This window comes from Burkholderia sp. AU38729 (genome assembly GCF_020419725.1).
Lineage (GTDB): Bacteria > Pseudomonadota > Gammaproteobacteria > Burkholderiales > Burkholderiaceae > Burkholderia.
Window position 1 is genome coordinate 268221 of the sequence record NZ_JAIZQO010000004.1, and the last position, 26841, is coordinate 295061.

Below are 26841 nucleotides of genomic sequence, written 5' to 3' on the forward strand. Positions count from 1 at the left end.
GGGGAACGGGGAGGTTTTATCTGCACGCGACGTGAATCTTGACGATTGCGACAGGGGCAGCGGCGGCGGCGAAGCGGTACGCGACGGGGGCGCGAAGCCGTGCCGACGATCATCCGGGAGTGAAGAAAGGCATCCTGATCACTTCGACGCACCCCGACGGGTATCTAGCCGCCGTTCGTCAGCCTCGAACGAATCTCGTCCACCGACAGGTCGCGCTGATGCGTTGCGATCTGCCACCGATTCCCCCACCGATCCTGCACCATCGCCCGCCTGTCGCCGTACGGCATGTCGGCGGGGGCTTCGAGCGCGGTCGCACCCGCTGCAAGCGCCCGCCGATAGGTCAGGTCGGCATCCTCGACATACACATACAGGAATGCCGGCATCGGCTCACGCAGGCCATCTTCCCCGCTGATCATCACGACGGAATCGCCGATCCTGATTTCCGCAGGCAACCCCGGGCGGTACTCGCCCCGCGCGTGAAATACCGTCCGGATGAATTCGATCAGGTTTTGCGGATCCGGCACGACGACCCGGGGCGTGACGGTGTGCCATCCATCGGGCTGGAACCTGGCCATGTCGGGCAGCCTCCGAAGAGATTTCCGGGGGTATTGTGCGCCGCGCTCTTTCTGTCGGCAAAGGGGGCGACGCTGCGCTCCGCGGTGTTCACGCCGCCATCCATTCAGATAGGGACGGATTCGACATGTCCGACGACGCGCGTCCCCTCTTCCTACGACATACATCCGCGCGGCCTCATGTTTAACTCATGCCCAACCGGATCGGGCGCACTCCGAATCCGGCGGCGCGCGCACCTTGAATTTCCATGAAGCCAATCAGTGCTTCGATGACTTCCGACGTGCTTGACGCACGGCTTGTGCACAGCGACGACGAACCGGCTATCGACGTGTAAGCCAACACGTGCGTCGCTGCCGCACCCGTTGCTCTCCAAGTGAGGCGTGCCGACGCATCGCCATGCCAACAACGACTGGAACCTGAATGGTGAAAAACGCCGAACACGTGAATTTGAATAGCGCCATCGCCTGTGCGCCGGCAGCCAACGAGCCGCTCGAGTCCCCACCCGCATGCGTCTGATCTGTTTTCCCTATGCGGGCGGCTCGGCCGCCGTCTATCGCGCGCTGCAAGCGTCGTTACCCGGCATCGAAGTGTGCCGTCATGAACTTGCCGGCCGAGGCGGCCGCCTGTCCGAGCCTGCCGTCCGCGACATGGCGACGCTGGTCGACACGTTGCTGCGCGACCTGGACGACTGCTTCGATCGTCCCTTCGCGCTGCTCGGACACAGCATGGGCGCGGCCATTGCGGCCGAACTGGCGCTGCGGCTTCCCGCCCACGCACGACCGAACCTGCGGCATCTGTTCGTGAGCGCGCGTGCCGCACCGGGCCAGGAGCGCCACGATCGGCGCATGCAGGCGCTGGACGATCGCGCCTTCATCGATGCGCTGCGCGGGATGGGCGGCACACCGAGAGCGGTGCTGGACAACGGCGAACTGATGGCGCTGCTGATGCCGGCGCTGCGTGCGGATTTCACGCTGATCGAAAACCACCGGCCCGTGCCCGGGCCCCGGCTGGCAGTGGACATCACCGCGTTCGCGGGCCGAGCCGATAAAGAGGTGCCCGTCGATGCCGTTGAAGGTTGGGGCGCCGCGACGACCGGGCGCTTCGATTTTCACGTCTTCGAAGGAGATCATTTCTTTCTGAGAAACGAAATGCGGACGATGGCCGGCATCATCGCGGCGCGCATGCGGCGTGCGGAGCACGCCGCGTCGAGCGCGCTGCAGGCATGACGGGCCGATCCTCGCGATCGGCGTGCCGGCCGGTGCCGTGATCGTCGAATGAAAACGCCCGCGCGCCTGATCCGCTCCCCTGCCGGCGCCGCGGGCCGGCCACGCATGCGGGGAAGCCGCGTCGCTTCCCTGCGCGCGATACCTGGAGTGCCATTGTGCAACGTAATCGAAAGCGAATCCTCGTAACGGGTGGTGCGGGTTTCCTCGGTTCGCATCTTTGCGAGCGTCTCGTCGAACTCGGTCACGACGTCTTGTGCGTCGACAACTATTTCACCGGCACGAAGCAGAACGTGGCGGCGCTGCTCGGCAACCCGAGCTTCGAGGCGCTGCGCCACGACGTGACCTTTCCGTTGTACGTGGAGGTGGACGAAATCTACAACCTCGCCTGCCCGGCTTCGCCGATCCACTATCAGTTCGATCCCGTGCAGACCACCAAGACCAGCGTGATGGGCGCGATCAACATGCTGGGGCTCGCCAAGCGCACGCATGCGCGCGTTCTGCAAACCTCGACGAGCGAGGTGTACGGCGACCCCGACGTGCACCCGCAACCGGAAAGTTACCGCGGCAACGTCAACCCGCTCGGGCCGCGCGCCTGCTACGACGAAGGCAAACGTTGCGCGGAGACGCTGTTCTTCGACTATCACCGCCAGCAGAACGTGCGAATCAAGGTGGTCCGCATCTTCAACACGTACGGGCCGCGCATGCATCCCAACGACGGCCGCGTGGTGTCCAACTTCATCGTGCAGGCGCTGCGCGGCGACGACATCACGCTGTATGGCGACGGCAGCCAGACCCGGGCCTTCTGCTATGTCGACGATATGGTCGACGGTTTGATCCGGATGATGGCCACGCCCGCGGACCTCACCGGCCCGATCAACCTCGGCAATCCGCACGAGATCGCGGTCAGCGAACTGGCGCAGATCATCCTGCGCCTGACCGGCTCGAAGTCGCGGCTCGTGTTCCGTCCGCTGCCGAAGGATGATCCGACCCAACGTTGCCCCGACATCAGCCTCGCACGCGCCCACCTCGACTGGGAGCCGACGATCGGGCTCGAAACGGGGCTGCGGCGGACCATCGATTATTTCTGCTCGACCCTCGCTGCCTGATGTCGCGCCCGGAAGCCCCGCTTAGACGATCGGAAGGCAATGGCATGACGGGGTGACGTCGCCTGGCCGATGTCCCATTTTTACGTGACAGACGTGATACGGAGACCATGCTCCAATCCGGTCGTACCGTTAACACCATTGGCCAGGATGAAGCGATTCTCGTGCGCCAGTGTCCATCAATCCGCCTCGCAAGCCGGATCTTCGCGCATGGAAAAACTCGAGTATCTTAAGCAGGTCGAATCGAACGCGCGAACCTACGCAAGCTCTTTCCCGCGGCTGTTTACCCATGCGAAGGGCATACGCGTACGCGACGCCGACGGGCAGGAATACATCGACTGCCTGTCGAATGCGGGCACGCTCGCGCTCGGACACAATCACCCGGAAGTCAATGAAGCCGTGATGCGGTTTCTGTCGTCCGATCAGATGCAACAGGCACTCGACCTGGCGACGCCGGCCAAGCACGCGTTCGTCGAGCAGCTTTTCTCGCTCCTGCCCGGGAAGATCGCCGAATCCGGCAAGATCCAGTTTTGCAGCCCCAGTGGTGCGGACGGCGTCGAAGCGGCGATCAAGCTGACCCGGCACCATACGGGCCGCCCGACGATCATGGCGTTCCACGGCGCCTACCACGGCATGACGGCCGGCGCACTCGCCGTGTCGGGAAACCTCACGCCGAAATCGGCCGGCGGCAATGGACGCGACGTTCATTTCCTGCCCTATCCCTATGCCTTTCGCTGCCCGTTCGGCACCGACGGCTCGGCGACCGATCAACTCAGCATCAACTACATCCGGACCGTCCTGTCCGATCCCGAGAGCGGGATCACCAAACCGGCGGCGATCATCGTCGAAGTCGTGCAAGGCGAAGGCGGCTGCATCCCCGCTCCCGACACCTGGTTGACAGAGTTGCGTGAACTGACGCTGCGGCATGAAATCCCGTTGATCGTCGATGAAGTGCAGACCGGACTCGGCCGAACCGGCGCGCTGTTCGCGATCGAGCATTCCGGCATCCGGCCGGACGTCCTGGTGCTGTCGAAGGCATTCGGCGGCGGCTATCCGTTATCGGTGGTGGTCTATGACGAGCGCCTGGACACCTGGCCGCCCGGCGCGCATGCCGGCACCTTTCGAGGCAACCAGATTGCTATGGTGGCCGGCTTGTCGACCATGCGCATCGTCGAACGGGAGAATCTGTCGGCACACGCGGACCGGGTCGGCAAACTGCTGGTTGCCGGCCTCGAGGGGCTTGCCGAACGCTTTCCGTGCCTGGGCCAGATTCGCGGCCGCGGCCTGATGATCGGCGCCGAAATCGTCGTGCCCGGCATCCATGGCCGAGCCGGCCCGCCCCACACGGAACGGGCAAAAGCCATCAAGCGGAACTGCCTGCGAAACGGGCTCATCGTCGAAACCGGCGGCCGCAACGGCGCGGTGCTCCGGTTCCTGCCGCCGCTGATCGTTTCGGAAGCGGATATCCACGAAATCCTCAATCGCTTCGAGCATGCCGTGGAAACGGCCTGCCGTGCATAGCCGCACCGCGGCGCGGCCACGCAGGCCGACCCGTTCGGTTGCGCCGTGATCCACGAACAGGAAAGGACTATTGACGATGCTGGGCATGACGGAACGCAAGCTGCTTGCCGACGGTAGCTCGCCGTGGCTGCTGGAACCCGTGTCGAACGGGCGTGATCTCGCGCAGGCGGTGAACGCCAACCGGGCGGCACTCGAATCCCGGCTCCTGGAACATGGCGCACTGCTGTTTCGCGGCTTCGACGTTTCATCCGTGGGCGGCTTCGAAGCGTTTGCTCACGCGATTTCGGCCCATCAGTCCGACTACGTCTATCGTTCCACGCCGCGCACGTCGATCGGCAACGGCATCTTCACCGCGACCGAGTATCCGCCGAGCGAGACGATCGCCCTTCATTGCGAAAACGCATATCAACGAAGCTGGCCGCTGAGAGTCGCATTCTGTTGCCTGACGCCGGCCGCGACCGGCGGCGAAACGCCGATTGCCGACATGCGGGAGGTGAGCCGCCGGATCGGACCGCGCCTCCTGGATCACTTCGAAGCGAAGCAGGTCCGCTATGTCAGGCACTACCGGCGGCACGTCGACATTCCGTGGGAAACCGTGTTCCAGACCCGCGACCGCAGCCAGGTTGCCGCCTTCTGCGCGGACAACGGCATCGAGCACGAATGGCTCGACGACGACACGCTGCGCACCGCCCAGATCAACCAGGGCGTGGCCTACCATCCGGTCACCGGCGACCGGGTGTTCTTCAATCAGGCCCATCTGTTCCATCTGTCGAACCTGGACGCCTCGCTCGCCCGCTCGATCGTCAGCCTGTTCGGCGAGGATCGCGTTCCGCGCAATGCCAGCCATGGCGACGGGAGTCCACTCGATCTCGCCGACCTCGAGCAGATCCGCCACGCGTTCCGCGAATGCGCGATCACGTTCCCATGGCAGCGCGGCGACGTCCTGCTGGTCGACAACATGCGCTTCGCGCATGGCCGCAACCCGTTCGAAGGCGAGCGCAAGGTCGTCGTGTCGCTGCTGGACCCGTACGCGCCCGACCTCGAAGGAAGCGCCGATCGTTAGCGAGCGCGAGCGCGCACCTCAATAGCAAGCCGTATTGATCCGGTGCGCGAAACGCCGTGTCCTTGGATTACGGGGCAGACGTCGGATTAGAGCGATGCTCTAATTTCAATACCGTCCGATGAAGCACGCTTGGCAGGATCGCCACGACCGGTCCCGAGATATTCAACGTTTAGAAGACAACGAAGGTTGAGCATGCTTCCCGATACAAAATTCAGGACTGTTACAGAAATTCTGTTGTTTCGCGGCAAGGTCGAACCGGAGAAGACCGCATTCATTTTTCTCGAGAACGGCGAAGCGGAACTGACCCGGCTCACGTTCGGCGACCTCGACAAGCGGGCGCGCGGCATCGCCGCCAGGCTGCAGGACATCGCGCAACCGGGCGATCGCGTCCTGCTGGTCTATCCGCCCGGGCTGGAATTCATCTGCGCATGGGTGGGATGCCTGTACGCCGGCCTGATCGGCGTACCGGCGTATCCACCGCGCAGGCATCGCCCCGCCGATCGTCTCAAGGCAATCGTCGCCGATGCCGGGCCGGTCGTCGCGCTGACCGATGCAGCCACGCTCGACGGCATCGCGCATCACGCGGACGGTTACTCCGACACGCTGGAACTGAAGATCCTCGCGACGGACCAGCGCTTCGACGCGCCGGCCGAACACTGGCGCGCACCGGACATCGCGCCGCAGACGCTGGCGCTTCTGCAATACACGTCAGGCTCCACCGGTACGCCGAAAGGCGTGATGATCAGTCATGCGAACATCCTGAGCAACATGGCGGTCATCGCCGAGGCGAGCGATGCCGATGCGTCGACGGTGTTCGTCAGCTGGCTCCCGGTGTTTCACGACATGGGGTTCTTCGGGAAGGTGCTGCTGCCGATCTATCTCGGCGTGCTGTCGGTGCTGATGGCGCCCGCGGCGTTCGTGCAGAAGCCCCTCCGCTGGCTGCAGGCCATCACGAAGTATCGCGGCACGCATTGCGCCGCGCCGGATTTCGCGTATGACCTGTGCGCGCGCAAAGTCTCCGATGACGCGCGCGCGCAGCTCGATCTGAGCAGTTGGCGGGTAGCATTCAACGGCGCGGAACCGGTGCGCGCGGAGTCGGTGGCGCGTTTTTCGCGCGCCTTCGCCGCATGCGGCTTCCACGCGCACACCATGCGCCCGGTCTACGGGATGGCCGAGGCGACGTTGTTCATCTCCGGTCAGCCGGCACGCTCGCTGCCGCGCGTGGCGGACTACGACGCCGACGGCCTCGCACGAGGTGTGGCGACGAGAAGCGACTCCGGCAAGCGCCACGCGCTGGTCTCTTGCGGTCGGACCTGGGCGGAGCACCGCCTGCGGATCGTGAATCCGGATACCGGTGAGCGCTGCGCGCCCGGCCGGATCGGCGAGATCTGGCTGACGGGCCCGAGCGTCGGCGTCGGCTACTGGAACCGCGTCGAGGAAACGGAGCGCACCTTCCGCGCGAAGCTGGACGGCGACGACGCGCGTTACCTGCGCACGGGCGATCTCGGTTTCGTCGATGGCGAGGACCTGTTCGTCACCGGCCGGTTGAAAGACCTGATCATCGTCGCCGGCCGCAATCACTACCCGCAGGATCTCGAACAAACCGCGGAGGGAAGCCACCCCGCGCTGGCGCCGAATGCATCGGCGGCTTTCTCGATCAACGTCGATAACGTGGAGCGGATCGTCGTCGCCTGCGAAGTGCGCCGGGAAGCGCTCAATACGCTGGACGCGGAAGCCGTCGCCGCGGAGATCCGGCGCATGCTCGCCGAAGCGCACGACGTCGATCTGTATGCGGCCGTCCTGCTGAAGCCCGCCACGATCCTGCGCACGTCCAGCGGAAAAATCCAGCGAAGCCGGATCAGGCAGGCATTCCTCGATGAACAGGGTCTCGCGATCGCGGGCGAGTGGCGGCGTGCGTTCTCCGCGCCGCCGGCCGCCCCGCAGACGGCCACGCCACGCGACACGCAAGCGCTGGTGCAATGGTGCGTCGAGCGTGTCTCGCGTCTGTCGGGAATCGATGCCGGCAAGATCGACCCCGACGCGCCGTTCAGCATCCACGGGCTCGATTCGAAGGACGCCATCCAGCTCTCGGGCGAGTTGCAGGACTGGCTCGGGCGGCCGGTTTCCCCGACCGTCGTCTACGATTTTCCGAGTATTTCACTGCTGGCGCGCCATTTGAGCGGCACCGGGAACGCCATGCCGAACCAGGCGCCCAGCCCGGCCGCAGCACGCGCGGATATCGCGATCGTCGGCATGGGATGCCGTTTCCCCGGCGCCGGCAATCCCGACGCATTCTGGCAACTGCTGCTGGAGGGCCGGGACGCGGTCGGCGCGTCGACGCAGCGCGGCGCCGACCTTCCGCCCGCCGGACTGCTCGAACAGGTCGATCAGTTCGATGCGGCATTCTTCGGCATCAGCGCCCGCGAAGCCGAATCGATGGATCCGCAACAGCGTCTGCTGCTGGAGGTGGCCTGGGAGACGCTCGAGCATGCGGGGATCGCACCCGGCAGTCTCGCCGGCGGGCGCACCGCGGTCATCGTCGGCATCAGCAATTCGGACTACATCCGGCTGGCGCAGGACGAAGTCGCGGACGTCGGCCCTTATGTCGCGACGGGCAATGCGCTCAGCGTCGCCGCCAACCGCATTTCCTATGCGCTCGATTTGCGTGGCCCGAGCTGGGCGGTCGATACCGCGTGTTCGTCGTCGCTCGTCGCCGTGCATCAGGCGTGCCGCGCGCTGCAGCGCGGCGAGTCCGATGCGGCGCTGGCCGGCGGGGTCAACCTGATTCTGGCGCCGCAATTGAGCGCCTCTTTCACGCAAGCTGGCATGCTGTCGCCGGATGGTCGATGCAAGGCGTTCGATGCGACAGCGAACGGCTATGTGCGCGGCGAAGGCGTGGGCATGGTGCTGCTCAAGCGGCTCGACGATGCGCTCGAGAACGGCGACACCGTGTTCGCCGTGATTCGCGGCTCGGCGGTGAACCAGGATGGACGCAGCCATGGCCTGACCGCACCCAACGGCCCGGCCCAGCAGGCCGTGATTCACAGTGCGCTGCGCGATGCCGGCGTACGCGCGCAGGACATCGGCTTCGTCGAGGCGCACGGGACGGGCACGCCGCTCGGCGACCCGATCGAATTGAACGCGCTGGCGGCCGTCCTGAACGAATCCCGCCAGCCGGACGAGCACTGCTGGATCGGCTCGGTCAAGACCAACATCGGCCACCTGGAATCGGCGGCGGGCATCGCCAGCCTGATCAAGACCGCCCTTGCGCTACACCATCGCGCCATTCCGCCGAACCTCCATTTCCGGTCGATCAATCCGCAAATCGCGCTCGACGGCTCGCCCTTCCGCATGCCGCAGCAGGTCACGCCGTGGCATTCGGAACACGGGCCGCGCGTGGCCGGCGTCAGTTCGTTCGGCTTCGGCGGCACCAACGCGCACCTGATCCTGTCTGAAGCACCCCGGCCCGCGGAGATCGAAGCCGACCCGGCAACGCCCGAGGCGCGCGTCGTGACGCTCTCCGCGCGCACGCCGGAAGCGTTGCACGCGCTGGCCGCGTCCTATGCGGCCTACCTCGACGCCCATCCCGAGGCCCGTGTTCGGGATGTCGCATTCACGGTCAATACCGGGCGCACTCACTTCACGCGGCGCGCGGCCATCGTCGCATCGAGTCTCGATTCGTTGCGTTCGCAACTTGGCGCCGTTTCGTCCGGCGAGCCTGCGGAAACACCGCCTGCGGTGACATTCCACTTTTGCGCCGACGACGGCGGCAGCGCCGACGCGGTTCGGCAATTGCGCTCGGCCAGCCCCGCTTTCGACGCGCTGATGCAGCGGCAATCCGAGGCGCCCGGGCTCGCCCCCGCCGAAGCCGGGTTCGCGGCGTTCCAGCGCGCGCTCGCGCAACTGTGGATGTCGTTCGGCATCACGCCGGACGCCGTCAGCAGCACCGGCGACGGGCATCGCGCCGCAGCCTCGTGGGCGGACGTGCCGCAGACGCCGGACGGCGGTGCGGCGGGAAACCACGTCGTGATCGACATCGGCGCGCACACGGCCGCGTGGGACGCGATCCTGCACACGCTCGCCGCGCTGTACATACGCGGCGCGTCGATCAACTGGGATGCCGTGGAGCAGGGCGCACCGCACCGCCGGCTCGCCTTGCCGACCTACCCGTTCGAGCGTCGCGGCTTCTGGATCACGCCACGTGCGCCCCGGCATCCGTTGCTCGGGCGCCTCATGGAGCAGCACGCGCATGCGCCGGCCACGTGGATCTGGCAATCGCGTCTCGATGCGCCGGCCACCACCTTTCTCGACGGTCATCGCGTCAAGGGCTCGCCCGTCCTGCCCTATTCGGCCTTCGTTGAAATGGCGCTGTCGGCCACGTCGGAAATCGGTGCTGCCGGCCATACGACGTTGAAGGATCTCGCGCTGCATGCGCCGTTGCCGCTGTATCCGCATGCATCGCGCACCGTGCAGACGGTGCTGAGCCGCCGGTCCTGGGGACCGTTTTCGTTTGCCGTCTATCACCGGATCGACGACACCCGCGCCGCCGCGACATGGCAGATGTGCGCGAGTGCCGAAATTCACGAATCGGATCGGAGCCACGCATGAAATTCGGCCTGATGTTCTTCGCCAGCAGTGAAGAGGCGTTGTCCGGCAACAAGTACCAGCTCGTGATGGAAAGCGCGCGTTTCGCCGATGCGAACGGGTTTTCCAGCGTCTGGGTGCCGGAGCGCCATTTCACCGAATTCGGCTCGCTGTACCCGAATCCCGCCGTCCTGCACGCCGCGCTCGCGGCGGCCACCCAACGCGTGAAGCTGGTCGCGGGCAGCGTGGTCGCCGCGCTGCACAACCCGATCCGGATCGCGGAAGAATGGTCGATGGTGGACAACCTGTCGAACGGCCGCGTGGGCGTGTCGTTCGCGTCCGGATGGAATCCTGACGACTTCGTGTTCGCCCCGGACAAATATGCGAGCCGGCAGGACGACATGCTGGCGACGATGCGCACGGTCCAGCATCTGTGGCGCGGCGGCATGCTGGATGCGACGAACGGCGTCGGCAAGCCGGTGCAGTTGCGCATCTATCCGACGCCGGTGCAGCCGGAGCTGCCCGTGTGGGTGACCGCCGCGAGCAATCCGCGGACGTTCGTGCGCGCCGGCGAAACCGGCGCCAACCTGCTGACCCACGTGCTCGACCAGGATCGCGACCAGCTCGCGCACAAGATCGCCCTCTACCGCGACGCGCGCGCGAAGCACGGCTTCGATCCGGCGGCCGGCACCGTGTCCGTGATGCTGCACACGTTCGTCGGCGACGATGCGGCGCAGGCGCGCGAACAGGCGCGTGTGCCGTTCTGCAACTACATCCGCAGCAATATCGGGCTGTTGAACGGGCTGGCGCAGAGTCGCGGCCAGTCGGTCGACGTGCGCGCGATGGGCGCACGCGAACTGGACGAGTTCGTCGAGTTTCTCTATGAACGCTTCGCGCAATCGCGCGGGCTCATCGGCACGCCGGAAACCTGCGTCGACCTGGTGCGGGATCTCGCGTCGATCGGCGTGGACGAAGTGGCCTGCCTGCTCGATTTCGGTCCGCCGGTCGAGCGGATCCTCGGCAATCTTCCGCAGTTGCGCCGACTGCGGGAGATGTGCGCTCCGAGGCAAGCCGCCGCGCCGATGCGATTCGATGCCGCCCAGGTGCAGGCTCGCTGCCCGGACACGACGTCGGGCGCGGACTTCAACGGCGAAATCCGGCAGCACGGCGTGCAGATCGACGGCGTGTTCGACGCGATCCGGCAGATCTGGCGCACGACCGGCGAGGCGCTAGGGAAAATCAGCCTGCCGGCCGACGCGCTGGCGTCGTCGCCCTATCAGATCCACCCCGCCTTTCTCGACGCGTGCAGCCGCGTGCTCGCCGCCGCCATCGACCCGGACGCGCTGGAGGCCGGCGACCTGTACCTGCCCAGTTCGATCGGTGCGGTGCGGATTCATCAGCCGCCGTCGTCGGCCGACGCATGGAGTCACGCCACGCTGCGCAAGCCGGTCGGGCACGGCGCGCTGGAGGGCGACATCCGCGTCCATGACCTCGCCGGGCGACTGCTGATCGAGATCGATGCGCTGCGGTTGCAGCAGGTGCGTGCCGGGCGCGCCGCCGAGCGGCACGACTTCGCCGCACTGCTTTATCAACGCGTCTGGAGACCGTCGAACGTCGACGCGGCCACCGGCGGTTCGGCGCACGGCGAATGGCTGATTCTCGCGGACCGTGGCGGCGTGGGCGCACAGCTGTCGGCGCTGCTGGAAGCCAACGGCGATACGTGCACGCTGCGCTTCGCCGACGCGACGCCGGACCTGCCCGCGCCCGACCGCCCGCTGAAGGGCGTCATCCACCTGTGGAGTCTCGATCTCGCGCCCGCCGACATCGCGGCGAGGCGGCGTGCCAGCGCGAGCGTGCTGCACCTGGTCAGGGCGCTTGCGTCACGCGCGCCGTCGGCCCGGCAGGCGCGTCTGTGGCTGGTGACGTCGGGCGCGATGAATGTTCTGGATGGCGAATCGATCGCGGTGGCGCAGGCCCCGCTATGGGGATTGGGTCGGGCGATCGCGGTCGAGCATGCGGCGCTGTGGGGCGGGCTCGTCGACCTCGATCCCGCGCAGCCGTCGGCAGCGCACATCGTGCAAGCGGTACAGGCGGGCGGCCGGGAAGACATGATCGCGTTTCGCCGCGACCAGCGCTACGTCGCGCGCATCGCCCGCGACAATCGCGAATTCGTCAGCCACCGGCCGATCCGGTTCCACGATGACGCGACGTATCTCGTGACCGGCGGGCTCGGCGGGCTCGGCCTGCGGCTCGCGTCCTGGCTCGCCGACCACGGCGCCGGGAAAATCGCGCTGCTGGGGCGCGGCGAACCATCCGCCGCGCACGAGAAAATCCTGCGCACGCTCGACGCGCGGTTCATTCGCGCCGACCTGTCGCGTCGCGAGGACGTCGAGCAGGCGCTCGGTGAAATCGCGCAGTCGATGCCGCCGCTCAAAGGGGTCTTTCACCTCGCCGGCGCGCTCGACGATGCGCTGCTGATACGCCAGGACGACGACCTCTTCCATCGCGCCGGCAGCGGCAAGGCCGACGGCGCCTGGTATCTGCACGAGCTGACGGCCGGCTTGCAGCTCGACCATTTCGTGCTGTTCTCGTCGATGGCCGCGCTGATCACCATGCCGGGCCAAGGCAACTACGCGGCGGCGAACAGCTTCCTCGACGCCCTCGCACAGCATCGGCGCGCGCAGGGGCAACCGGGGCTCAGCGTCAATTGGGGGCCGTGGGCGGAGATCGGCCACGCCGCCACCGACTACGGACGGCGCGCGCACGAACAACTCGGCGCGCTCGGCGTCGGCACGCTGCCGCCCGAGCTGGCCATCGCGACACTGGAACGGCTGATGGCGTCCGGCGTCGCCCAGTCCGGGGTCGCGCAAATCGACTGGCCGACCCTGTTCCGGGTCGATGCGCCGGCCGCCGGGTCCGCGCTGTTTTCCGAGCTGGCGCAACCGGCCGCGCAGCCCGTGCAGCAGGACACGGCGTTGCTGCGCCAGCTGCATGCATGCGCGCCGCGCGAGCGGGTCGAGCGCGTCACCGGCACGCTCGCGGCGATGCTCGCCGAGACCTTGCGTCTGTCCGGCCCCGACGCCATCGCGCCCGAGCAATCGCTGCTCGATCTCGGCCTGGATTCGCTGGTCGCGCTCGAACTGACCGATCGCCTCACCAAGGTGTTCGGCAGGCCGTTTCGCGCGACGCTGTTCTTTTCCTATCCGAACCTGCGGGCGCTCGCCCAGTACGTGCTCAACGAACTGTCGTCGTCGCTCCCCGCGCCGGTCGTCGACGAAGCATCCGACGACCTCGACGAGGACGACCTTTCCGAACTGATCGCCCAGGAGATCGGCGCCCAATGAACGCCAAGGCCACGCATGCACTGAAAGCCGCGCTCGACGAATTGCGCCTGCGGCGCGCGGAAATCGCGGCGCTGCGTTCGGACCGCAACGAGCCGATCGCCGTCATCGGCATGGCTTGCCGCTTCCCCGGCCGCAGCGATACGCCGTACGCGTTCTGGCAACTGCTCGACGGCGCGCGCGATGCCGTCACCGAAGTGCCGGGCGAACGCTGGGACATCGATCGCTATTACGACCCCGATCCGTCCGCGCCCGGCAAGATGGCGACCCGCCACGGCGCCTTTCTCGAACGCGTGGATCAATTCGATGCGGCGTTCTTCGGGATCGCGCCGCGCGAAGCGACCTACCTCGATCCGCAACAGCGGCTCCTGCTCGAAGTGGCGTGGGAAGCGCTCGAGAACGCCCATCTCGCGCCCGAGCGCTTCCGCCAGTCGGCCACGGGCGTGTACGTCGGCATCACCTGCTTCGACCACGCGATCCAGGTGTCCAATGCGTCGATGCCGTCGAGCAGCTACGCGGGCACGGGCAGCGCGCTGAACATGGCCGCGGGCCGGCTGTCGTTCGTGCTGGGCCTCACCGGCCCGAGCATGGCGATCGATACCGCCTGCTCGTCGTCGCTGGTGTGCCTGCACCTGGCCTGCGAAAGCCTGCGCTCGCGCGAAACCGGCATGGCGCTCGCGGGCGGCGTCAACCTGATGCTGTCGCCGGAGGTCATGGTCAGTTTCTCGCAGGCGCGCATGCTGTCGCCGGACGGCCGCTGCAAGACCTTCGACGCGGCGGCGGACGGCTACGTGCGCGGCGAAGGGTGCGGCATGGTGGTGCTCAAGCGCCTCGCCGACGCGCTCGCCGACGGCGACCGGGTGCTCGGCATCGTGCGCGGCACGGCGGTCGACCAGGGCGGCGCGGGCGGCGGGCTGACCGTGCCGAGCCGCGATTCGCAGGAACGGGTGATCCGCCGCGCACTGAACCAGGCTGGCCTCGCGCCCGGCGACGTCTCGTATGTCGAGGCCCACGGTACCGGGACGTCCCTCGGCGACCCGATCGAGGTCGAGGCGCTGGCCGGCGTCTACGGCGCCGGACGCACGGCGGACGAGCCGCTCGTGATCGGTTCGGTCAAGACCAATATCGGGCATCTGGAATCGGCTTCCGGCATCGCCGGCCTGATCAAGGTCCTGCTGTCGTTCGAGCATGACCGGATTCCGGCGCACCTGCATTTCACCCGACCCAATCCGCATACGCCGTGGCAGGAGATCCCGATTCGCGTCGCCGCCGATCCGGTCGCGTGGCAGCGCGGGGAACGCCGGCGCATCGCCGGGGTGAGCGCGTTCGGATTCAGCGGCACCAATGCCCACGCGATCGTCGAGGAACCGCCCGTCGCGCCGGCGCACGCCGCGCAGCGCGCGCTGCTGCTGCTGTCGGCCCGATCCGAAGCGGCGCTGGCGGCGCTCGCGCAACGCTACGAGCGCGCGATCGCCGGTGCGACGCCGCAGGAGCTGGCCGCCATCTGCCGCGCCGCCGCCACCGGACGGAGTCACTATCCGTTTCGCGCGGCCTATGTGTCGGGCGTGACGGTAGCGTCGGCAGCAGCGCCGCGCACGGGCAAGGCGTTGCGCGTGGGCTTCGGGTTCGGTGCGGCGGACACCGGCGCCGCACGCGCGCTCCACGCGTCGGAACCGCTGTTCCGCGATGCGTTCGAGCGTTGCGCGCTGCCGCTGGAGGCAATCGATACCGACGCGGGCCGCTTCGCGATCCAGTTCGCGTGGGCGGAACTGTGGAAGGGCTGGGGCATCCGCCCGGCCGTCGTGTCGGGCCACGGTATCGGCGAATATGTCGCGGCCTGCGTGGCGGGCGTCTTGAGCGTGGCCGACGCGCTGCGCGTCGTGGCCGCCCGTTCGGATGCCGAAGCGTTGCGCACTGTGCTTCAGGACATCTCGCTCGCACGGCCGTCGGTCCGCCTGATTTCCGGCTGTCTCGGTGCCGAAGTGACCGACGAGGTGACACACCCGCAGTACTGGTTGCAACTGGCCGGCGCATCGGATCAAGCCGACGCGCCGCACCCGCCGGAAGGGCTCGCCGACGACTGGCTGCCGCCGCCCTGCGCGGGCGATGCACTGGAACACGCACTCGCGGCGCTGTACGTGCAGGGCGCGCAGTTCGACTGGCGCGCGCTGTTCCCGGCGCCCGCCCAGCCCGCCACGACGCTGCCGAACTACCCGTTCGAGCGGCAGCGCTTCAGCCTGGAGAAGATCCCGTCGCCCGTCGTCGGCATGGATGCGGGCAGCATCGACGCCGCGGTGCGGCACCTCAAGTCGTCCGGCAAGTACCCCGAGGACCTGCTGAATGCGTTTCCTGACCTGCTCAGGACGGCATTCGCCTCCGCCGAAACCACCGCGTCGAACGAAAGCCCGCTCTATCACGTGGTGTGGGAGCCGCAGGACGCGTTGCCGGCGGCACCGGTCGCCGCCGACGCGTCCCCGTGGCTGATCTTCGCGGACGCGAGCGGTGCAGGCGAGCGGCTTGCGGCGCTCCTGCGCGCGCGCGGCGCAGCCTGCTCGCTGGTGCACCCCGGCCGCGACTATGTCGCCGACGTGGAAGCGGGCTGGCAGGTCGCGCCCGAGCGGCCGGACGACTTCGTCCGCCTGCTGAACGAGACCGCCGCCCCCGGCCAGCGCATCGTCTTTCTGTGGGCGCTGGACGAAGCCGTCGGCGAGACGCGCATGTCCACGGCGCTGCTGCATCTCGTGCATGCAATGGTCGGCGGCGAGCGCGAGTGGACGCCATCGACCCGGCCCAGGATCTCGGTGGTCACGCGCGACGCGGTGGAAGCCGGCGCAGCGCCGCAGGTATCCGGGCTCGCGCAGGCTGCGCTGTCGGGCCTGGCACGCGGGGCGATGATCGAGCATCCGGAATGGTTCGGCACCGCGATCGATCTCGACCCGGCCGCGCCGGAAGACGAGACGCAGGCGCTGCTCCACGAGCTGCTCGGCGAGAGCCGCGAGGAACAGGTGGCATTGCGGCACGGCGCGCGCCATGCCGCGCGCCTGAGCCCGCTCGCGCCAGCCGAAACCGCCGCGCTGCCGGTCGACCCGGACGCGGCCTACCTGATCACCGGCGGGTTCGGTGCGCTCGGGCTGCACACCGCCCGGTGGCTGGCGGCGCGCGGCGCACGCACGCTGATCCTGGTCGGCCGGCAAGGGGCCGCGAGCGACGAGAGCCGGCGGGCGATCGCCGAGCTGAGTGAGCGCAACGTATCGCTGCGCTGCGAGCGCGTCGATATCGCCGACCCCGCCGCGGTCGCTGCTTTCTTCGCCGCGCTCCGGCGCGACGGCGTGCCGCTGCGGGGCATCGTGCACGCGGCCGGCGTCGTCGGCTACAAGCCGATCATGCAGGTCGGGCGCGACGAACTGGACGCGGTGCTGCAACCGAAGGTCGCCGGCGCGTGGCTGCTCCATCAGCATAGCGGGCACTTCCCGCTCGATTTCTTCATCCTGTTTTCGTCGATCGCGTCCGCGTGGGGTTCGCGCGAGCAGGCGCACTACAGTGCCGCGAACCGCTTCCTCGACGCGCTCGCCCATCATCGCCGCGGCCAGGGCCTGCCGGCGCTGAGCGTGAACTGGGGGCCGTGGGCGCAAGGCGGCATGACGTTCCCCGAGGCGGAAGCGCTGCTGCGGCGGGTCGGCATCCGGTCGCTGGCGGCGGATCGCGCGCTCGACGTGCTGAATCGCCTCCCCGCCGTGCCCCAGGTCGCGGTCGTCGATATCGACCTGGCGCTGTTCCAGGGCTCCTACGAGGCGCGCGGACCCAGGCCGTTCCTCGACCGCGTGCGAGTGGCCCAAAGCCCGTCAAGCGCGCCGTCGATGCCGGCGTTGAGCGACGCGTCGCCGCGCGAGCGCAAGCGCCTGCTGGCGGACAGCATCGATCGCGCGGTGGCCCAGGTGCTCGGCTACGGCGCGGGGACGCTGGATCGCGATCTCGGCTTCTTCGAGATGGGCATGGATTCGCTGATGGCGCTCGACGTGCGCACGCAGCTCGAAAATGCGCTGGGCATCCCGTTGTCGGTCGCGCTGCTGTTCGATCATCCGACGGTCAACGCCCTCGCGGATTTCCTGGCGGAGCAGGCGTCCGGCACGGCGGCGGACGCGCATGCGGCGCCGGCGCCGGCACAGGCCGTGCCACCGCAGCAGCAGCCGCAACCGATCGCGCCGGCCATCGAGTCCCGCGACGCCGGCACGCCGGAGCCGATCGCGATCGTCGGCATGAGTTGCCGGTTTCCGGGCGCCGCGCACGATCTCGACGCCTACTGGAACTTGCTGAACGACGGGGTGGATGCGATCTCCGAAGTGCCGCGCGAGCGCTGGGATGTCGACGCGTACTACGATCCCGATCCTGAAAAGCCGGGGCGGATGGTTTGCCGCTTCGGCGGTTTTCTCGACGACGTCGACCAGTTCGATCCGGCGTTTTTCCGCATCACGCCGCGCGAAGCGAACGCGATGGATCCGCAGCAGCGCCTGTTGCTCGAAGTCAGTCACGAAGCGCTGGAGCATGCCGGCATTCCGGTCGACAGTCTCAAGGGCAGCCGCACCGGCGTGTTCGTCGGCATCACCACCAACGATTACGCGAACCTGCAGCTTCGCAACGGCGGCGGCGCCGGCATCGACGGCTATTTCTTCACCGGCAATCCGCTGAACACCGCGGCCGGCCGCATCTCCTACGGACTGGGCCTGCAAGGGCCGAGCATGGCGATCGATACCGCGTGCTCGTCGTCGCTCACCGCGATCCATACCGCCAGCCAGAACCTGCGCAGCGGCGAGTGCGATCTCGCCATCGCGGGCGGCGTCAACCTGATCCTGTCGCCGGACAACTCCATCGCCGTCTCGCGCACGCGGGCGCTGGCGCCGGACGGCCGCTGCAAGACCTTCGACGCGGCGGCGGACGGCTTCGTGCGCAGCGAAGGCTGCGGCGCGCTGGTGCTCAAGCGCCTGTCCGATGCGCTCGCCGCGGGCGATCGCGTGCTGGCCGTGCTGCGGGGTTCGGCCGTCAACCACGACGGCGCGTCGAGCGGCTTTACCGCGCCCAACGGACGGGCGCAGGAAGCCGTGATCCGCCAGGCACTGGGCGGGCTGCCCGCCGCGTCCATCGATTACGTGGAAGCGCACGGCACCGGCACCCCGCTTGGCGATCCGGTCGAGTTGCAGGCGCTGGCGACGGTGTTCGGCGCGGGCCGCGACGCGGACCGGCGGCTGCGCGTCGGCTCGGTGAAAACCAACATCGGCCACACGGAGTCCGCCGCCGGCATCGCGGGCGTCATCAAGGTCGTGCTGTCGCTGAACCACGACCGCCTGCCCGCCCACCTGCATTTCCGCCAGCCGAGCCCGCTGGTGCAGTGGGACACGCTGCCCCTCGAGATCTGCGCCGAGGCGAGCGCGTGGCCGCGCGGCGAGCGGCCGCGGCGAGCCGGCGTCAGCGCGTTCGGCGCGAGCGGCACCAATGCTCACCTGGTGCTCGAAGAAGCGCCCGCGCCGGCGCGGCCGGTGACACCGTCGAGACACAAGGTGCATCCGCTGGTGCTGTCGGCCAAGACCCCGGCGGCGTTGCGCGAGCTTGCCGGGCGCTATCAGCGGCGGCTCGAAGCCGAACCCGGTCTCGACATCGCGGCCGTGGCCTTTTCGGCGGCGACCGGCCGCTCGCATTTCGCGCATCGGCTGGCGTGGCCGGTGACGTCGCTCGACGACGCCCTCGACAAGCTGCGCGCCTTCCACGCGAAGGAACCCGCCGGTACGACGCAGCCCGCGCCCCGCGTGAAGATGGCCTTCCTGTTCACCGGCCAGGGCTCGCAATACGCCGGCATGGGCCGCCGCCTGTACGACGCGTATCCGGTGTTCCGCGACGCCATCGACCGCTGCCGCGCGGTGGCCGATCCGCTGCTCGACAAGCCGTTGCTCGACGTGCTGTCGGCCGCGGGCGAGGACATCCACCAGACCGGCTACAGCCAGCCGGCCCTGTTCTCGCTGCAGTACGCGCTCACCACGTTGCTGGCGTCGTTCGGCGTGGTGCCCGACGCCGTGATGGGCCACAGCGTCGGCGAGTACGCGGCGGCGTGCGCGGCCGGCGTCTTCTCGCCGGAAGACGGCCTTAGGCTGATCGCCGAACGCGGCCGGCTGATGCAGGCGTTGCCCCGCGACGGCGAGATGGCGGCGATTTTCACCGACCTCGCCACCGTCGAGCGCGCGATCGAAGCGTGGCCGCACGAGGTCGCGGTAGCGGCCGTCAACGGCCCGGCGAGCATCGTGATCTCCGGCAAGCGCGAACGCATCGCGATGCTGGTCGACGCGTTCGCCGCGCAAGACATCCGGTCCGTGCCGCTCAATACGTCGCACGCGTTTCACTCGCCGCTGCTCGAGCCGATGCTGGACCGCTTCCAGGCCGCGGCGAAAGCCGTGCCCGTCGCGCGCCCGGCGATCCCGTTCTATTCGAATCTCACGGGCGCCGTGATGGACGAGGCGCCCACCGACCTGTACTGGCGCCGGCACTGCCGGGAGCCGGTGCAGTTCGCGCGCAGCGTCGAGCGCCTCGCCGAAGCCGGTTTCGACGTGCTGGTCGAAATCGGCCCCAAGCCGGTGCTCGTCAACCTGGCCCGCGCGTGCTGTGCGCCGGATGCCGGGATCCAGTTCCTTGCCCTGCAGCGGCCGCAAGTCGAGCAGCAAGCGCTGATCGAAACGCTGTCGAGCCTGTATGCCCGCGGCGTCGAGGTCGACTGGGCCCCGACCGAAACACCCGCGCCCGCGCGTATCGCATTGCCGTCCTATCCCTTCCAACGCAGCCGTACCTGGTTCCAGAAAGCGGACACGTCCATGACTCAGACAAGCGCATCACCCCTCGCCACCGCACCGACGCACCATCGCAGCGGCGAGGTGCTCGAATGGCTTCGCGGCAAGATCGGCGAATTGATCCAGGCCGATCCCGACACCATCAACATCGAACTGCCCTTCCTGGAGATGGGCGCCGACTCGATCGTGCTGATCGAGGCCATCCGGCACATCGAGGCGGAGTACGGCGTGAAGCTGGCCATGCGCCGCTTCTTCGAAGACCTGGCGACGGTGCAGGCGCTCGCCGAGTATGTCGCGGACCACCTGCCGGCGGCCGCTACGTCGACCGCGGCCGAGTCCATGGCCGTGGCAGAGCCGTCCACGGCGGCGGTCGCGGACGCGGCCGCACCGTCCGCGCAGGCGCTTGCGCCGCTCGCTGCCGCGCCGGTGGAATGGGTGGCGGCCGAAGGCGGCTCCACGGTCGAGCGCGTGTTGCGGGAGCAGAATCAGCTGCTGTCCCATGTGATGAGCCAGCAGATGGAACTGCTGCGCACGTCGCTGACCGGGCAGGCCGGCGTCCGGCCGGCGACGGTCGCCACGCAAGCCGTCGCGAGCACGGCGAGCGTCGCTCCCAAGGCGGCGATCGCGGCCCCGGCCGCCGCGGCTGCAGCGAAGCCCGCGCCGGCAACTGCCGCGGCGCCCGCCGCCGACAATGCGCCGCCCAAGCCGATGATGCCGTGGGGCAGTCCGGTCCAGCAGCGGGCGCGCGGCTTGTCCGCCGCGCAGCAGGAGCATCTCGAAGCGCTGATCGTGCGCTACACGACGCGCACCCGGAAATCGAAGGACTCGGTGCAGGCGTCGCGCCCGGTGCTGGCCGACAGCCGCGCCACGGTCGGCTTCCGCTTTTCGACCAAGGAGATGCTGTATCCGATCGTCGGCGATCGCGCGGCCGGTTCGCGGCTGTGGGACATCGACGGCAACGAGTACATCGATTTCACGATGGGCTTCGGCGTGCATCTGTTCGGCCACACGCCGGATTTCATCCAGCAGCAGGTCACCCGCGAATGGCAGCGCCCGCTCGAACTGGGCGCGCGCTCCAGCCTCGTCGGCGAAGTCGCCGCGCGCTTTGCCCGCGTGACCGGCCTCGATCGCGTGGCGTTCTCGAACACCGGCACCGAGGCCGTCATGACCGCGATGCGGCTCGCGCGTGCCGTGACCGGGCGCGACAAGATCGTGATGTTCACGCATTCGTATCACGGCCATGCCGACGGCACGCTCGCCGCGGCGAACGCGGACGGCGTCACGGAAACCATCGCCCCCGGCGTGCCGTTCGGCTCGGTCGAGAACATGATCCTGCTCGACTACGGCAGCGATGCCGCGCTCGACGCCATTCGCGGGATGGCGTCGACGCTCGCCGCCGTGATGGTGGAGCCGGTGCAAAGCCGCAACCCTTCGCTGCAGCCCGTCGCATTCCTGAAGGAACTGCGCCGCATCACCGAGGAGGCCGGCGTCGCCCTGATCTTCGACGAAATGATCACCGGCTTCCGCGTCCATCCGGGCGGCTCGCAAGCGATGTTCGGCGTCAGGGCCGATCTCGCGACGTACGGCAAGATCATCGGCGGCGGCCTGCCGCTGGGCGTGATCGCCGGCACCAGCCGCTTCATGGATGCGATCGACGGCGGCATGTGGACCTACGGCGACCACTCGTTCCCCGCCGCGGACCGCACCGCGTTCGGCGGCACCTTCTGCCAGTATCCGCTCGCGATGGCGGCCGCACTGGCCGTGCTGGAGAAGATCGAACAGGAAGGCCCGGCGCTGCAGGCCGCGCTCAACGAACGCACCGCGCGGATCGCCGACACGTTGAATGCGTTCTTCGTAGAGGCCGAGGCGCCGATCAAGGTCACGTGGTTCGGCTCGATGTTCCGCTTCGAATTCACCGAGAACCTCGACCTGTTCTTCTATCACATGCTCGAAAAGGGCATCTACATCTGGGAATGGCGCACCTGTTTCCTGTCCACCGCGCATACGGACGAGGATATCGACCGCTTCATCCGCGCGGTGAAGGACAGCGTCGCCGACCTGCGCCGGGGCGGTTTCATCCGGCCGCACTCGAAACACGGCACGGTGGCCGCGCTGAGCGAAGCGCAACGCCAGCTGTGGGTGCTGTCGGAAATCGATCCCGAAGGGTCGCTCGCGTACAACGTCAACACCACGCTCGAACTGAACGGCCGGCTCGACGAAGCCGCGATGCGCGCGGCCGTCCAGAGCCTGGTCGATCGGCACGAGGCGCTGCGCACCACGGTGATGGCGGACGGGTCGGGCCAGATCGTGCATCCGTCGCTGACACTCGAGATCCCGCTGATCGACACGGAGCAGGACGCATGGCGGGAGCAGGAAAGCCGCCAGCCGTTCGATCTCGTGAACGGCCCGCTCTTTCGGGCCGCGCTCGTGCGCCTGGGCAGCGAGCGTCACCTGCTGGTGATGACGGCCCATCACATCATCTGTGACGGCTCGACGTTCGGTGTCCTGCTCGAGGACCTGGCCCGCGCGTATGCCGGTGCCGCGCCGGCCGACGCGCCGCTGCAGTTTCGCGCGTACCTGAAGCAGCTCGACGGCCAGCGCCACAGCCCGGAAACGAAGGCGAATCGCGAGTACTGGCTGGCGCAATGCGCGCATCAGGCCGGCCCGCTGAATCTTCCGGTGGACTACCCGCGGCCCGCGGTGAAGACGTTTCACGGCGGGCGCGTGTCGCTGCATCTCGACGCGGCGGCGGCCGCGACGCTGCGCACCGCGGCCCGTCAGAACGGCTGCACGCTCTACATGGTGCTGCTCGCGGGCTTCAATCTGTTCCTGCACCGCGTCGCCGGCCAGCAAGCGATCGTCACCGGCATCCCGGTGACCGGCCGCTCCGTGGCCGGCAGCGACCGCCTCGCCGGCTACTGCACGCATCTGCTGCCGCTGCGCTCGACGCTGCCGGAGCAGGCCACCGTGGCCAGCTTCCTGGCCGGCACCCGGCAGAACCTGCTCGATGCGCTCGAACACCAGGATTATCCGTTCGCCGAACTGGTTCGCGAAATCGGCGCACAGCGCGATCTCAACGCCGCGCCGCTGGTGTCGGCGGTCTTCAACCTCGAACCCGTGTCGGCGCTGCCCGAACTGCCGGGCCTGACGGTCGGCCTCGTGGCGCCGCTGATCCGCCATACCGCGTTCGACCTGAACGTCAACGTGCTCGACGCGGGGCAGGCACTCCTGATCGATTGCGACTACAACACCGATCTGTTCGACGCGAGCACGGTGCAGCGTTTCCTCGACATCTACCGGACCCTGCTGACGCATCTCGCGGACGATGCGTCGGCCGCCGTTGCCAAGCTGCCGTTGACGAGCGACGCGGAGCGGAACCGGGTGACGGTCGAGTGGACCCGCACCGACACGGATTTCGGTGAAGCCGCCGCGCAACCGCTGCATCGGTTGTTCGAACAGCAGGTCGAGCGCACGCCCGATGCCGTCGCCGCCGTCTTCGATGACCAGACGCTCACCTACGCCGAACTCAACCTGCGCGCCAACCGCCTCGCCCACCGCCTCGTCGCGCTCGGCGTCGGCCCCGATGCCCTCGTCGGCGTCGCCATGGAGCGCTCCCTCGACATGAGCGTCGCCCTGCTCGCGATCCTCAAGGCCGGCGGCGCCTACGTCCCCGTCGACCCCGACTACCCCGCCGAGCGCGTGCGCTTCATGATCGACCACGCGCAGTTGCGCTGGCTCCTCACCCAGCAGCATCTGCGCGACGCGCTGCCCGAGACCGACGCACACGTGATCGTCGTCGATACCGACTCGCTCGACCTCGATGCCACTGCTACGTCCAACCCCGCGCCCGCGCTGAACGGCGACAACCTCGCCTACATGATCTACACGTCCGGCTCGACCGGCCGGCCCAAGGGCGCGCTCAACACCCATCGCGCGATCACCAACCGCATCCTGTGGATGCAACACGCCTACGCGCTCGGTGCTGACGATACGGTGCTGCAGAAGACCCCGTTCAGCTTCGACGTCTCGGTCTGGGAACTCTTCTGGCCGCTCGTCACCGGCGCGCGCCTCGTGTTCGCCCGCCCCGGCGGCCAGCGCGAGACCGATTATCTGGTCGAGCTCATCGAGCGCGAACGCATCACCACGCTCCATTTCGTGCCGTCGATGCTGCGTGCGTTCCTCGATCATCCGGATCTCGACGCGCACTGCGCATCGCTGCGCCGCGTCGTGTGCAGCGGCGAGGCGTTGCCCCATGACCTGCAGCAACGTTGCCTCGAGCGCCTCGACGTCAGGCTGTACAACCTCTACGGCCCGACCGAGGCCGCTGTCGACGTGACCGCGTGGGAATGCCGCCGCGACGATCCGCACCGCATCGTCCCGATCGGCCGGCCGATCGCCAACACCCGCCTCTACATCGTGGACACGCAGATGCAGCCCACGCCGGTCGGCGTGCCAGGCGAACTGCTGATCGGCGGCACGCCGGTCGGGCGCGGCTACCACGGCGAACCCGAACTGAGCGCCGCGAAGTTCATCGCCGACCCGTTCTCCGCCGACCCGCTCGCGCGCCTCTACCGCACTGGCGATCTCGCGCGCTACCGGCCCGACGGCAACATCGAGTTCCTCGGCCGCATCGATCATCAGATCAAGCTGCGCGGCCTGCGCATCGAACCCGGTGAAATCGAGGCCGCGCTGACTTCGCACCCGCTGGTCGATGCCGCCGTCGTGGCGCTGCGCGGCGTGGACGACGGCGCGAGACTGGTCGCATGGCTGTGCGCGTCGCACCCCGAAGCCGAACTGGTCGACGCGGTGCGTGGCCACCTGCGGCAGCGGCTGCCGGATTACATGGTGCCCGCCGCGTTCGTCGTCGTGAGCGCGTTCGAGCAGTTGCCCAACGGCAAGCTCGATCGCGCCAGGCTGCCCGAACCCGGCGACGGCCTGGACCACGTCGCGCCCGTCAACGCGCTCGAAGCGCAGTTGACGGCGATCTGGCAGGAAGTGCTCGGCAAGGTTCGGATCAGCACGACCGCCAATTTCTTCGAGCTGGGCGGCAATTCGCTGCTGGCGACGAAGGTCGTCGCGCGCATCCGTCGCGACCTGCATGCGAAGCTGGAAATCCGCAGCCTGTTCGCATTCCCCACCATCTCGAGCCTCGCGAAGCGCATCGCCGATACGCAGCCGATCGATTACGCGCCGGTGACGCCGCTGCCGGCGCAGGCAAGCTACGCACTCTCTCCGGCCCAGACGCGGCTGTGGGTGCAGGATCGCCTCCATGCGGCGCAAGCCGGCGGCCCGCTGCCCACGTCGCTGCTGTTCGAGGGCGTGCTGGACGTGGACGCGCTCGTGCGGGCGTTCCGCGCGTTGAGCGAGCGTCACGAGATCCTGCGCACGCGTTTCGTGCTGGAAGACAACCAGCCGGTCCAGCAAGTCCTGCCGCCCGGCGAAGCCGCGTTCCCGGTCGAGGTCGTGGATCTGCAGGAGGCCGAGGACCGCGATGCCCAGGCCGCGTCGATCCAGGCGAGCGAACGGCTCGCGCCGATGGATCTCGCCGCCGGCCCGCTGTTCCGCGTCAAGCTGCTCAGGCTCTCCGAAGTCCGTCACGTCTGCATCTGCACGATGCATCACATCGTGAGCGACGGCTGGTCCACGGAGGTCCTGCTTGACGACCTGTCGGCGCTCTACGACGCATTCGTCCAGCATCGCGACGATCCGCTGCCCGCCCTCCCGATCCAGTACAAGGATTACGCCGGCTGGCTGAATCGCCTGCTCGCCGGGCCGGACGGCGCGCGCATGAAGGACTACTGGCTGACCAAGCTGGGCGGCGGCCTGCGCGCGCTGGACCTGCCGGGCGACGTCGCGCAGCCGGCCGCGCCGAGCTGGAAATCCTGGCGTTTCGAGCTGCCCGCCGCCGAGACGACGGCGCTGGAGTCGCTCGGCAAGCGCCACGGCGCGACCTTGTTCATCGCGCTGCTGTCCGCGATCAAGGCGCTGTTCTACCGCCGTTCCGGCCAGGAGGACATCGTCGTCGGCACGCCGGTCGCGGGCCGCGAGCTGCCCGAACTCGAGTCGCAGGTCGGCCCCTACCTGAACGTGCTGGCGCTGCGCGATCGCGTCGCGGGCGACGACCGGTTCGACACGCTGCTCACCCGCGTGCGGGACACCACCCTCGAAGCGTTCTCGCACCCGCTGTATCCGCTGGATCGCTTGCTCGACGAGCTGCACGTCAAACGCGTGGCGGGACGCAATCCGCTCTTCGACATCGGCCTGACGCTGCAGAACCAGCGGCACGGCCCCGTCGATCGCTATGCGGGACAAGTGCATATCGCCGAGCTGCCGGATCACGACCCGCAGGGCGCGGACACCGAAGCCGCGACGGACTTCTGGTTCCTGGCCGAGCCGCGCGCCGAGGGCCTCGCGATCCGCGTCGTCTATCACGCGGGGCGGTTCAGCGAAGCGCTGGTGCAAGGCCTCGCCAACGAGCTGACGTCCGTGATCGGCGAAGTGCTGGCCAATCCGGGCGTTCGCATCCGGAACCTGACCCTGGGACACCGCGCGCTGCACGCCGACGCCCGCCAGCCCACCGTCGAACTCAGCGCATTCTAAGGA

8 protein-coding genes are annotated in these 26841 nt (G+C 68.3%); 7 read left to right on the plus strand and 1 reads right to left on the minus strand.

The annotated features are described in order from the left end of the window. Window positions 1–164: 164 nt before the first annotated feature. Window positions 165–575 (minus strand): VOC family protein, encoded by a 411-nt coding sequence (locus LGM56_RS13560; protein WP_226205071.1) that lies wholly within the window; start codon window positions 573–575, stop codon window positions 165–167. Window positions 576–1079: 504 nt separating this feature from the next. Between LGM56_RS13560 and LGM56_RS13565 the strand changes: the two genes are divergently transcribed. The 7 genes from LGM56_RS13565 to LGM56_RS13595 all read left to right on the plus strand — a co-directional run bounded on the left by LGM56_RS13565 (window position 1080) and on the right by LGM56_RS13595 (window position 26838). Next, on the plus strand, window positions 1080–1799 hold the full coding sequence (locus tag LGM56_RS13565; protein ID WP_226205073.1) for a thioesterase II family protein: 720 nt from the start codon (window positions 1080–1082) through the stop codon (window positions 1797–1799). A gap of 155 nt (window positions 1800–1954) precedes the next feature. Then, window positions 1955–2905 (plus strand): UDP-glucuronic acid decarboxylase family protein, encoded by a 951-nt coding sequence (locus LGM56_RS13570; RefSeq protein ID WP_089498882.1) that lies wholly within the window; start codon window positions 1955–1957, stop codon window positions 2903–2905. A 207-nt stretch (window positions 2906–3112) separates the two neighbouring features. Beyond that, a complete protein-coding gene (locus LGM56_RS13575; protein WP_226205075.1) occupies window positions 3113–4423 on the plus strand; it encodes a diaminobutyrate--2-oxoglutarate transaminase family protein in 1311 nt (436 codons plus the stop codon). A gap of 76 nt (window positions 4424–4499) precedes the next feature. Next, complete coding sequence (locus LGM56_RS13580; RefSeq protein WP_226205077.1) at window positions 4500–5486, plus strand: TauD/TfdA family dioxygenase; 987 nt, start codon at window positions 4500–4502, stop codon at window positions 5484–5486. Between the two features lie 192 nt (window positions 5487–5678). After that, complete coding sequence (locus tag LGM56_RS13585; protein ID WP_319000757.1) at window positions 5679–10094, plus strand: beta-ketoacyl synthase N-terminal-like domain-containing protein; 4416 nt, start codon at window positions 5679–5681, stop codon at window positions 10092–10094. Continuing rightward, a complete protein-coding gene (locus LGM56_RS13590; RefSeq protein WP_226205081.1) occupies window positions 10091–13414 on the plus strand; it encodes a bifunctional LLM class flavin-dependent oxidoreductase/SDR family oxidoreductase in 3324 nt (1107 codons plus the stop codon). Before LGM56_RS13585 ends, LGM56_RS13590 begins: the two co-directional genes overlap by 4 nt. Beyond that, window positions 13411–26838 carry a non-ribosomal peptide synthetase/type I polyketide synthase gene (locus tag LGM56_RS13595; protein ID WP_226205084.1) on the plus strand — a complete coding sequence of 4476 codons (13428 nt, stop codon included), beginning with the start codon at window positions 13411–13413 and terminating at the stop codon, window positions 26836–26838. Before LGM56_RS13590 ends, LGM56_RS13595 begins: the two co-directional genes overlap by 4 nt. Window positions 26839–26841: the final 3 nt, after the last annotated feature.

Coding starts and splice junctions, on each gene's coding strand:
- LGM56_RS13560 (WP_226205071.1), bottom strand. CDS start 575: ATGGCCAGGTTCCAGCCCGATGGATGGCACACCGTCACGCCCCGGGTC.
- LGM56_RS13565 (WP_226205073.1), top strand. CDS start 1,080: ATGCGTCTGATCTGTTTTCCCTATGCGGGCGGCTCGGCCGCCGTCTAT.
- LGM56_RS13575 (WP_226205075.1), top strand. CDS start 3,113: ATGGAAAAACTCGAGTATCTTAAGCAGGTCGAATCGAACGCGCGAACC.
- LGM56_RS13580 (WP_226205077.1), top strand. CDS start 4,500: ATGCTGGGCATGACGGAACGCAAGCTGCTTGCCGACGGTAGCTCGCCG.
- LGM56_RS13585 (WP_319000757.1), top strand. CDS start 5,679: ATGCTTCCCGATACAAAATTCAGGACTGTTACAGAAATTCTGTTGTTT.
- LGM56_RS13590 (WP_226205081.1), top strand. CDS start 10,091: ATGAAATTCGGCCTGATGTTCTTCGCCAGCAGTGAAGAGGCGTTGTCC.
- LGM56_RS13595 (WP_226205084.1), top strand. CDS start 13,411: ATGAACGCCAAGGCCACGCATGCACTGAAAGCCGCGCTCGACGAATTG.